The organism is Metabacillus herbersteinensis (genome assembly GCF_042433335.1).
Lineage (GTDB): Bacteria > Bacillota > Bacilli > Bacillales > Bacillaceae > Metabacillus > Metabacillus herbersteinensis.
The window spans coordinates 1-6,885 of sequence record NZ_JBHLVO010000064.1; the positions used below are offsets into that span (position 1 = coordinate 1).

Annotated in this window: 12 protein-coding genes; 10 read left to right on the forward strand and 2 right to left on the reverse strand. The window is 37.6% G+C overall.

Annotated elements, in window-relative coordinates; translation table 11 throughout:
- Window positions 1–135: 135 nt before the first annotated feature.
- Complete coding sequence (locus tag ACFFIX_RS27430) at window positions 136–495, reverse strand: YisL family protein (RefSeq protein ID WP_378939783.1); 360 nt, start codon at window positions 493–495, stop codon at window positions 136–138.
- Between the two features lie 176 nt (window positions 496–671).
- Between ACFFIX_RS27430 and ACFFIX_RS27435 the strand changes: the two genes are divergently transcribed.
- Window positions 672–1,862 (forward strand): ornithine--oxo-acid transaminase, encoded by a 1,191-nt coding sequence (locus ACFFIX_RS27435; RefSeq protein WP_378939785.1) that lies wholly within the window; start codon window positions 672–674, stop codon window positions 1,860–1,862.
- 56 nt (window positions 1,863–1,918) lie between these two features.
- On the opposite strand, the gene ACFFIX_RS27440 is transcribed toward ACFFIX_RS27435, so the two are convergent.
- Entirely contained in the window at window positions 1,919–2,824 is a 906-nt protein-coding gene (locus tag ACFFIX_RS27440; protein ID WP_378939787.1) for a fumarylacetoacetate hydrolase family protein, read from the reverse strand.
- Window positions 2,825–3,087: 263 nt separating this feature from the next.
- Between ACFFIX_RS27440 and ACFFIX_RS27445 the strand changes: the two genes are divergently transcribed.
- From ACFFIX_RS27445 to ACFFIX_RS27485, 9 genes are all read left to right on the forward strand, one after another.
- Window positions 3,088–3,276 (forward strand): aspartyl-phosphate phosphatase Spo0E family protein, encoded by a 189-nt coding sequence (locus ACFFIX_RS27445; RefSeq protein WP_378939789.1) that lies wholly within the window; start codon window positions 3,088–3,090, stop codon window positions 3,274–3,276.
- Between the two features lie 212 nt (window positions 3,277–3,488).
- On the forward strand, window positions 3,489–3,710 hold the full coding sequence (locus tag ACFFIX_RS27450; protein ID WP_378939791.1) for a spore germination protein: 222 nt from the start codon (window positions 3,489–3,491) through the stop codon (window positions 3,708–3,710).
- 168 nt (window positions 3,711–3,878) lie between these two features.
- Complete coding sequence (locus tag ACFFIX_RS27455; RefSeq protein WP_378939793.1) at window positions 3,879–4,109, forward strand: spore germination protein GerPB; 231 nt, start codon at window positions 3,879–3,881, stop codon at window positions 4,107–4,109.
- 97 nt (window positions 4,110–4,206) lie between these two features.
- Window positions 4,207–4,812 (forward strand): spore germination protein GerPC, encoded by a 606-nt coding sequence (gene gerPC, locus ACFFIX_RS27460; RefSeq protein ID WP_378939794.1) that lies wholly within the window; start codon window positions 4,207–4,209, stop codon window positions 4,810–4,812.
- Window positions 4,813–4,989, forward strand: coding sequence for a spore germination protein GerPD (locus ACFFIX_RS27465; protein WP_378939796.1), 177 nt, complete (start codon window positions 4,813–4,815; stop codon window positions 4,987–4,989).
- The gene (locus tag ACFFIX_RS27470; RefSeq protein ID WP_378939798.1) at window positions 4,989–5,375 is read left to right on the forward strand and encodes a spore germination protein GerPE; all 387 of its coding nucleotides are present in this window, start codon (window positions 4,989–4,991) and stop codon (window positions 5,373–5,375) included. Before ACFFIX_RS27465 ends, ACFFIX_RS27470 begins: the two co-directional genes overlap by 1 nt.
- 77 nt (window positions 5,376–5,452) lie before the next feature.
- Entirely contained in the window at window positions 5,453–5,671 is a 219-nt protein-coding gene (locus tag ACFFIX_RS27475) for a spore germination protein (protein ID WP_378939800.1), read from the forward strand.
- Between the two features lie 66 nt (window positions 5,672–5,737).
- Entirely contained in the window at window positions 5,738–5,956 is a 219-nt protein-coding gene (locus tag ACFFIX_RS27480; RefSeq protein ID WP_378939802.1) for a spore germination protein, read from the forward strand.
- 102 nt (window positions 5,957–6,058) lie between these two features.
- The gene (locus ACFFIX_RS27485) at window positions 6,059–6,772 is read left to right on the forward strand and encodes a YwaF family protein (RefSeq protein ID WP_378939804.1); all 714 of its coding nucleotides are present in this window, start codon (window positions 6,059–6,061) and stop codon (window positions 6,770–6,772) included.
- The last annotated feature ends 113 nt before the right edge of the window (window positions 6,773–6,885 follow it).

Consider the following 6,885-nt stretch of genomic DNA (forward strand, 5'->3'; position numbering starts at 1 on the left):
GTGGACACCCTTGCCTTCGACTAATGGTTCGCATATCCCAACGCCCATAACGGACTTCCACCGTCTAGTTGATGAACATGCCTGGCACACAGAAAAAAGCTGCTAATTCGAGTGAAATCAGCAGCCTTTTTTCTATTAAAACCAGTCAAACAACCCGAGCGGCAGGCGCAGTCCTAGTATAATTGTAAGGATAAGCGCTACAAAAAATTGAATCCAAAACACTTTTGTCGGCTTTCCTTTTTTTGATCTTACAAGCACCATTTCCATCATGCCAATTGTCCAGATCCCAAGCACAATCTTCGCAATATATTCTCCGCTAATATTGGTAAGGCTTGTAACAATCCAAATTCCTGTCCCGATAACCAATAAGTAAAACAATCGTAAAATCATGTGGGTAATTTTATAAGGCTTTTCTTTTCCAGACTTGAACAGTGAGTTTGCCACAAAAAATAGAATAAGTGCAACAACCCATGTTGTAATGTGAGCGTGTGTCATTTTAAAATCCTCCTTGTTTGTTCCATATCAGACAACCTTATTTTAACATGATTTTCTTCTGAATATAAAATAATAACTTGGTGAGTTGTTTTCTTAAAAAGACTGAGCTATTGTAGGGATAGGGGATATTAGCGAATACGCCCGAATACTACAATCTACACTGTGGAGGGGATATTATGACAAAATCGACACAAATTATCGAACAAACTGAAAAATACGGTGCACATAACTATCATCCGCTGCCAATCGTTATTTCTAAAGCAGAAGGTGTTTGGGTAGAAGACCCAGATGGCAATAAATACATGGACATGTTAAGTGCCTATTCGGCAGTTAACCAAGGCCATCGACATCCTAAAATTATCGAGGCTCTTAAGGAGCAAGCGGATAAGATTACCCTTACATCTCGCGCTTTTCATAATGATCAACTTGGCCCTTGGTATGAGAAAGTTTCTGAGTTAACTGGAATGGATATGGTTTTACCAATGAATACGGGTGCAGAGGCAGTTGAAACAGCTGTAAAGACTGTTCGTCGTTGGGCTTATCAAGTAAAAGGTGTCGCTGAAAACCAAGCTGAAATCATTGTGTGTGAGGACAACTTTCACGGACGTACTATGACAGCGGTGTCAATGTCATCTAGTGAAGAGTATAAAGAAGGCTTTGGGCCAATGCTTCCTGGCATTAAAATTATTCCATTTGGCGATTTAGAGGCATTGAAACAAGCAATCACTCCGAATACAGCAGCGTTTATCTTCGAGCCAATTCAAGGTGAAGCAGGCATTCACATTCCTGCTGAAGGATATTTAACAGAAGCTTTTGAAGTTTGTAAAGAAAACAATGTTCTTTTTGTTGCAGACGAAATCCAAGCTGGCTTAGGTCGTTCAGGTAAAATGTTTGCTTGTGACTGGGAAGAAATTAAACCAGACATGTACATTTTAGGAAAAGCATTAGGTGGCGGCGTATTCCCAATCTCATGTGTTGTAGCTAACAAAGATATTCTAGGTGTCTTCAACCCTGGTTCACATGGATCAACTTTTGGTGGAAATCCACTTGCATGTGCCGTTTCCATTGCAGCTCTAGACGTATTAATCGACGAAAAACTTCCTGAACGCTCCCTTGAACTCGGAAACTACATGCAGGAACGTTTAAAAGAAATTCAAAATCCAATCATCAAAGAAGTTCGTGGCCGAGGCTTATTCATCGGTGTTGAACTTACAGAACTAGCGCGTCCTTATTGTGAAAAACTAAAAGAAGAAGGCTTACTCTGTAAAGAAACACACGAAACGGTTATCCGTTTTGCCCCACCACTCGTTATCTCAAAAGAAGATTTGGATTGGGCTATTGAGAAAGTGAAGAAAGTTCTTTCATAAAATCTGACGCCACTCACCTATTTAAAGTGAGTGGCATCTTCACTTTTGAGACACATCTACTGTTCTTTCACTCTATTCCTTAAAACCCCTAGTCCATCGATTTCGATCTCAACCACATCACCAGGTTGCAGATATTTTGGTGGCTTAAAGCCCTTTCCAACACCAGCGGGAGTTCCAGTAGCAATGATGTCACCAGGTTCAAGTGTTGTTCCTTGTGAAATGGTAGAAATAATGTTTTCAATTGAAAATATCATGTCTTTTGTGTAGCCTTTTTGTCTAACTTCATCATTAACTGTTGTTTGAACCGTTAGTTGATAAGGATCTTCAACCGCAGATTTATGGACAAGATAAGGACCAATTGGACAAGATGTGTCTAGACTCTTTCCTAATAGAAACTGTTTATGACGAGCTTGTAGGTCTCTCGCTGTCACATCGTTTAGAATCGTGTAGCCAAATACATGGTCCATCGCTTCTTCTTCATTTATTCTTTTTCCTTTTTTCCCTATAATGACTGCAAGTTCACCTTCATAATCTAGCCCATTCGTTAGATGCAGGTGAGGGTCAATTTCCTCATTGTGAGCTATTACAGTGGTTGGAGCCTTTGAGAAGATCATTAAATGCTCAGGAACATCCGCCGCGCTGCCCATTTCGATTGCATGATCACGATAATTTTTACCTACACAAAAAATATTTTTTCTAGGATTTGGGATCGGTGCTAGTATCGTAACTTCAGTTAGCGAATAAAGGTATGACTCTGTATCTTCCGCTTTTTTCAACCACTCTTCCAACTGTTTAATATGTGACACAAATCTTTCACCCATTTCAAGGCACTCCACTAACGAGTTAGGCAATGTTGCAAGCTCAAATAATTTACGTTCTGCTTTTTGAAGATCTAATACTTTTTCTCCTTGAATGAGACCGATAAACGGCTGGTTATTTATAGTAGCTGTAACAAATTTCATGATGATTCCCCCATTTTTTTATATTTCCTTTTACTCTAATAGTTAGAATATTCGATATACAACTCTAAATATCCTCTAAAATAACAATAAGGATTTGCAACGTACCCTGTAGAATTTTGTAACATTATTAGTTATTTTAGCGAATGTACATCATAAAAAAAAATACGTTGTATAATAGGCTTATCCTAACGGAATACGGGTCACATTGCTGTTAAAAACAGTAAACAAAACAGCCCACTGAACGAAAAATATAAGAGCGAAAGATGGAGACGGCCATGGTTTCTAATGAAATTGAATACAAAAGGAAAAACCTTATACAAGTTGCCAAAGAGCACGGAATTAATGCTGAAATCACGTTAAAATGCAGCCAAGAACTTGACATGCTATTACTAAAACAAATTAGAGAATCCATAAAAAAAACGGACCTTCTAAAAAAAAGCAAATATAATTAATTCATTTATAAAGGACTTAATTACTTAAATAATAACGTCTTACACTTTCTTCATGAAAAGTGGAGCTCCTAGTTGAATTAATATATTCCTTGATGCCCTTCACAAGTATTTCAAGTTTCTCCGCGTTTATCACACACTTTTTCGTTCAAGACATAAAATGTACTACATAGGCTTCTCCCTGAGATTTTAAAAATGAAAAAAGGATGTTCATTATGCCAGCCATTGTTGGAGCATTTAAAGTAAATAGCGTCGGAACAAGTAGCATTGTTCATATCGGGGATGTGATTACCATTTCCCCTTATAGTGAAGTTAAAACGTTTGCAGGTGCTGGTTCATTTAATACTGGTGACGGCTTAAATATTTATAACCAAAACAGTGTTACGAATACGTATGATAATGATGTTATTGATCAACCAATTGCCGGCAACCTGTAAGAACAAAAGCGCAAGCGCCTTGGTCAGACTTATGACCTCGAGGCAGTTACAACCGCGACGTCCTGTCGCTGTAACTGCACTAGCACGTCCTGTGCGTCGGAGCAGGATTCAGAAACGCAGACTTATTATTACGGCATGCAAATTCTGAGTTATGATAAGGAGGTAGCCATGAATTTTTATATTAATCAATCCATCCCAATAAACTATTTAAGGGTGGGGTCTTTAAACAACTCCTCCGTTTTACAAATTGGAAGTGCAGGCATAATTAAACCACTCTCTACACTCTATAATACTGGAGGCTTTACTGAAGCCGCTCCCGAAGCACTATCTCCAGGTGAATCTCCAGAGGGTGCATCTGAAGGGGCTTTGGTACCTCTAACACCGCCTGCTGCTTCGTAATTAACAGTCTGATATATAGGCAAACACCCAATTTGATTCTTTTGCATATAGTAGAAGTAATGAACTTCTGAGCGAGGAAATAAAGGTGGGTGAAAACATGTATGATGTTACCAACTATCTACAGCAGCTTTATCGGTACATTGAGTCACAAAACAAACGGATTCAACGGCTTGAAGAAATCGTTCAGACAATGAAAACAAATTTAGACGAAATGAAAAACCAACCTCATACAAGCATTGAAAAAATTGAATACAAATTTGATCAGCTAAAAATTGAACATCTTGCAGGTACGTTAAATATTGGGTTAAACCCAACAGATCCAGAGCAAGTCGAAAACTTTGAAGTTATGCAAAAAGGAGTAAATGTCAATGGCGTTCAAAAAGAATTACGTCAGCAAATTACTCAACAAGCACACGAAGAATTGAATCACTTTTTTAATGTTGATTGTCTGTCATTGGTCGAAAAAGTTGAGCAACACTGTGATTATCGCTTAGATGAACCACATCGTAGACATATTATCGAAGACATTCGCAAGCAAGTGGATAGTCGTATTTCATATTATGTAAACAATTTACGTATAACTGAAAACGAATCACTGGAACAACTCAAAAATGATGTTATATTAAATGTGAAAAATGATGTTGAAAATTCGATTATGCACTTTATAAACCATCTACCGAAAGAAATGAAAGGTGATCACTAAATGAATTTTACGGTTGTAAATAAAGACATTTCTGTCGGTACTGTCCGGATCATTGGTGTAGCAAGTTCATCCATATTTTTGATTGGGGATACAAACTCGATCACCCTTTCATCTGTATTTGATACACCTCCAGAATCGTTAATTATCGGTCCGTTTGTACCGTTGGCGCCACAATAATGATTAGTCGTGTATCACAAGTTAACTTTGCATACATTAATTCATTAGGGATTAGTTCTGTTTTTAATATTGGCGATTCCCAAAACATACACACAAAAGCCAAAGTATTTGCCGTGCAACGAGAGGCTGAGATTTATTATTCAAATGAAGGTGATTTATCACAGTATCCTATTTTTGAAGAGGAAATACCGCAGCCTCTTCTGTATGAACCTTTACAAACAGCTTTTTATCATGAAAAGCCACGAATTAAGGTGAATGCGGTGAATATTTTGGGTGTATCGACTGCATCTGTTTTTCATATTGGTTCAACAAGGGATATCGTATGTGAAACAAGAACGAAGCATATTCGTCAGCTTTTAAATAGTAGAAAAAAAACTAAAAATTGATCCCACAAAGGGATATGAACATTCCTACAGTCTATGAATAAACTAACGCATCAAGGTAAAGGAAATGGGTGTAAAACATGCCAGCTATCGTAGGTCCACTAAAAATTAATAGCATCGGTGGCGGCGTTGTAAACTTCGGAGATTCCTTTTATTTATCTCCGAAAAGCAACTCTAAATCAGCAACTGGTTCCGGTGCTGGAAATACAGGTGATTTTCAGGTAATCAATAATGGAATTAATGCAACAAACTTCATTGACCCCGATTTATCAGATCAAAACATGGTCGGAAACAATTAACTCTACGAACGATCTAATCAGCCTAAACATAAGCTAAAGTATCCAAACTAAAAAGGATGAATTATCATGCCAGCAATCGTAGGCCCGATCAAAATTAATAGCGTAGCCGGCGGTGTTGTGAACTTTGGTGATTCATTTTACTTATCTCCAAAGAGTAATTCTAAGTCGGCACTTGGCTCAGGAGCATCGAATACAGGTGATTTCCTGATCGTAAATAATGGACTCAATGCAACGAACTTTATCGATCCAGATCTATCTGATCAGAATATGGTTGGGAATAATTAAGTCATAATAAAGTAGTGCAGTGATACTGTACTACTTTTTTTGATAGAATGACAAATATAGGTTTATATAGAGCGGCGATTATTAAAGGGCGGTGTTACTTAGATGAACAATTATAGTGAACAGTTTGCTCTCTTCTCTCCTTCCCATCTTTTTATGTTAGGATTGACTGTTGGTACGATCCTACTCTTGTTTAAGATGAGAAAAATGTTCGTACAATATAATAAACACGACCACATCCGAATGTTTATTGTTATTGGATTGTTTCTTTCTGAAGCTTTTTTACATATTTGGTATTTGAGAGAAGGTACGTGGGACGCACAGTTTATGCTGCCTTTGCAGCTTTGCTCAATTTCTTTAATTTTGAGCATCGTCATGCTACTGTCTCGAAATTATTTTCTGTTTGAAGTGACTTTTTTTTTAGGAATTGGTGGTGCGACTCAAGCTCTACTTACGCCAGAATTAATTTATGACTTTCCTCATTTTCGCTATTTTCATTTCTTTTTAGCACATATATTAATTGTTATAGCGTCTGTTTATATGGTGATTTACGAAGGTTTTAAGCCGACTTTAAGATCGGTTTGGAGAGCGATACTTGCACTAAATATTTTGGCAACTTTTGTATTTTTGATGAACAGAATGACTGGTGGGAACTACATGTTTTTATCCAGGAAACCCTCAAATCCAAGTTTACTTGACTTGTTAGGGGACTATCCTTGGTATATACTTTCACTTGAGTTCGTTGCATTGTTTATCTTTTTGCTCCTATACTTGCCCTTCTATATCTTTAGCCTTCGAACAAAACCGAAAGCGCCTTGAAGGTGAACAATATATAAAGAACAAAAGCGCAAGCGCCTTGGTCAGCCCCGACAAGCATAAGGCGATTCTAAATAGAAGGCGTTCTTTGCCTTCAATTTAGAATTGACTTATGA

Coding starts and splice junctions, on each gene's coding strand:
- gerPC (WP_378939794.1), top strand. CDS start 4,207: ATGTATGATGTTACCAACTATCTACAGCAGCTTTATCGGTACATTGAG.
- ACFFIX_RS27445 (WP_378939789.1), top strand. CDS start 3,088: ATGGAGACGGCCATGGTTTCTAATGAAATTGAATACAAAAGGAAAAAC.
- ACFFIX_RS27480 (WP_378939802.1), top strand. CDS start 5,738: ATGCCAGCAATCGTAGGCCCGATCAAAATTAATAGCGTAGCCGGCGGT.
- ACFFIX_RS27435 (WP_378939785.1), top strand. CDS start 672: ATGACAAAATCGACACAAATTATCGAACAAACTGAAAAATACGGTGCA.
- ACFFIX_RS27430 (WP_378939783.1), bottom strand. CDS start 495: ATGACACACGCTCACATTACAACATGGGTTGTTGCACTTATTCTATTT.
- ACFFIX_RS27450 (WP_378939791.1), top strand. CDS start 3,489: ATGCCAGCCATTGTTGGAGCATTTAAAGTAAATAGCGTCGGAACAAGT.
- ACFFIX_RS27455 (WP_378939793.1), top strand. CDS start 3,879: ATGAATTTTTATATTAATCAATCCATCCCAATAAACTATTTAAGGGTG.
- ACFFIX_RS27440 (WP_378939787.1), bottom strand. CDS start 2,824: ATGAAATTTGTTACAGCTACTATAAATAACCAGCCGTTTATCGGTCTC.
- ACFFIX_RS27475 (WP_378939800.1), top strand. CDS start 5,453: ATGCCAGCTATCGTAGGTCCACTAAAAATTAATAGCATCGGTGGCGGC.
- ACFFIX_RS27470 (WP_378939798.1), top strand. CDS start 4,989: ATGATTAGTCGTGTATCACAAGTTAACTTTGCATACATTAATTCATTA.
- ACFFIX_RS27465 (WP_378939796.1), top strand. CDS start 4,813: ATGAATTTTACGGTTGTAAATAAAGACATTTCTGTCGGTACTGTCCGG.
- ACFFIX_RS27485 (WP_378939804.1), top strand. CDS start 6,059: ATGAACAATTATAGTGAACAGTTTGCTCTCTTCTCTCCTTCCCATCTT.